This window comes from Thermohalobaculum xanthum, from assembly GCF_016623495.1.
In the GTDB taxonomy this organism is placed as follows: Bacteria; Pseudomonadota; Alphaproteobacteria; order Rhodobacterales; family Rhodobacteraceae; genus Thermohalobaculum; species Thermohalobaculum xanthum.
In genome coordinates, this window is record NZ_JAEHHL010000027.1 from 1 (window position 1) to 1,407 (window position 1,407).

At 69.9% G+C, this 1,407-nt stretch carries 1 protein-coding gene; it reads left to right on the forward strand.

Annotation, left to right across the window (positions count from 1 at the left end):
• Positions 1–18 precede the first annotated feature (18 nt).
• Complete coding sequence (locus tag H0I76_RS19275; protein WP_200613821.1) at positions 19–1,383, forward strand: glutamate--cysteine ligase; 1,365 nt, start codon at positions 19–21, stop codon at positions 1,381–1,383.
• Positions 1,384–1,407: the final 24 nt, after the last annotated feature.

A 1,407-nucleotide genomic window follows, 5' to 3' on the forward strand; every position in this document is an offset into this window, starting at 1 on the left:
ATCAATGGAGTTTTCCGGATGTCGATCCCGCAGGAGGGTGGAGGGTCGGTCGAGGGGATCGACGACCTTGTTGGCTGGATGTCTGCGGGGTGCAAGCCTCGGGGGTCGTGGCGGATCGGGACGGAGCACGAGAAGTTCGGCTATGACAAGGCGGGTCTGCGGCCGTTGCCCTACGAGGGGGCGTGCTCGGTTCGGGCGATGCTCGAGGGGCTGCGCGACGGCTTTGGCTGGGCGCCGGTGCTCGAGCAGGGCAACATCATCGGGCTGACCAAGGACGGGGCGAATGTGAGCCTCGAGCCGGGCGGGCAGCTCGAGCTGTCGGGCGCGCCGCTCGAGACCATCCACCAGACCTGCGACGAGGTGAACGCGCATCTGGCCGAGGTCAAGGCGGTGGCCGACGCGATCGGGGCGGGGTTCATCGGCCTGGGCGCGGCGCCGGTCTGGCGGCACGAGGACATGGACCGCATGCCCAAGGGCCGCTACCGGCTGATGACCGACTACATGGGCCGGGTCGGCACCCATGGCACGCAGATGATGTACCGCACCTGCACGGTGCAGGTGAACCTCGACTTCGAGAGCGAGGCGGACATGGTGCGCAAGCTCAGGGTCTCGCTGGCGCTGCAGCCGCTGGCGACCGCGCTGTTCGCCAACTCGCCGTTCTTCGAGGGCAGGCCCAACGGGTATCTGAGCTGGCGCTCGCGGATCTGGCGCGACCTCGACCCGGCGCGCACCGGCATGCTGCCCTTCGCCTTCGAGGACGGCATGGGCTTCGAGCGTTACGTCGACTACGCGCTCGACGTGCCGATGTATTTCGTCTACCGCGACGGGCGCTACATCGACGCGCTGGGCCAGAGCTTCCGCGACTTCCTGGCGGGCCGGCTGCCGGCGCTGCCGGGCGAGAAGCCGACGCTGGGCGACTGGGCCGACCACCTGACGACGCTGTTCCCCGAGGCGCGGGTCAAGCGCTTCATCGAGATGCGCGGCGCCGATGGCGGCCCGTGGCGGCGGCTCTGCGCGCTGCCGGCGCTGTGGGTGGGGCTGCTGTATGACGGGACCGCGCTGGACGCGGCCTGGCAGGTGGCGAAGGACTGGACGGCGGCCGAGCGCGAGCAGCTGCGCATCGACGCCTCGCGGCTGGGGCTGAAGGCCGAGATCGCCGGCCGCTCGCTGCAGGACATCGCCAGGGAGGTGCTGGGCATCGCCCGGTCGGGCCTGGCCGCGCGCGCCCGGGCCCAGGGCTTCGACCGCGACGAGACCCATTTCCTCAACGCCCTGCATGAGATCGCCGAGACCGGCATCACCCCGGCCGAGGAACTCCTCGCCCACTACAACGGCGACTGGAACCAAGACCTCAGCCGCATCTACCGCGAATACTCGTACTGAACCTCAAGCAGACCGCGCGGGCAG

Excerpts from the sequence above, each read along its gene's own strand:
- H0I76_RS19275 (WP_200613821.1), top strand. The coding sequence starts at position 19 with ATGTCGATCCCGCAGGAGGGTGGAGGGTCGGTCGAGGGGATCGACGAC.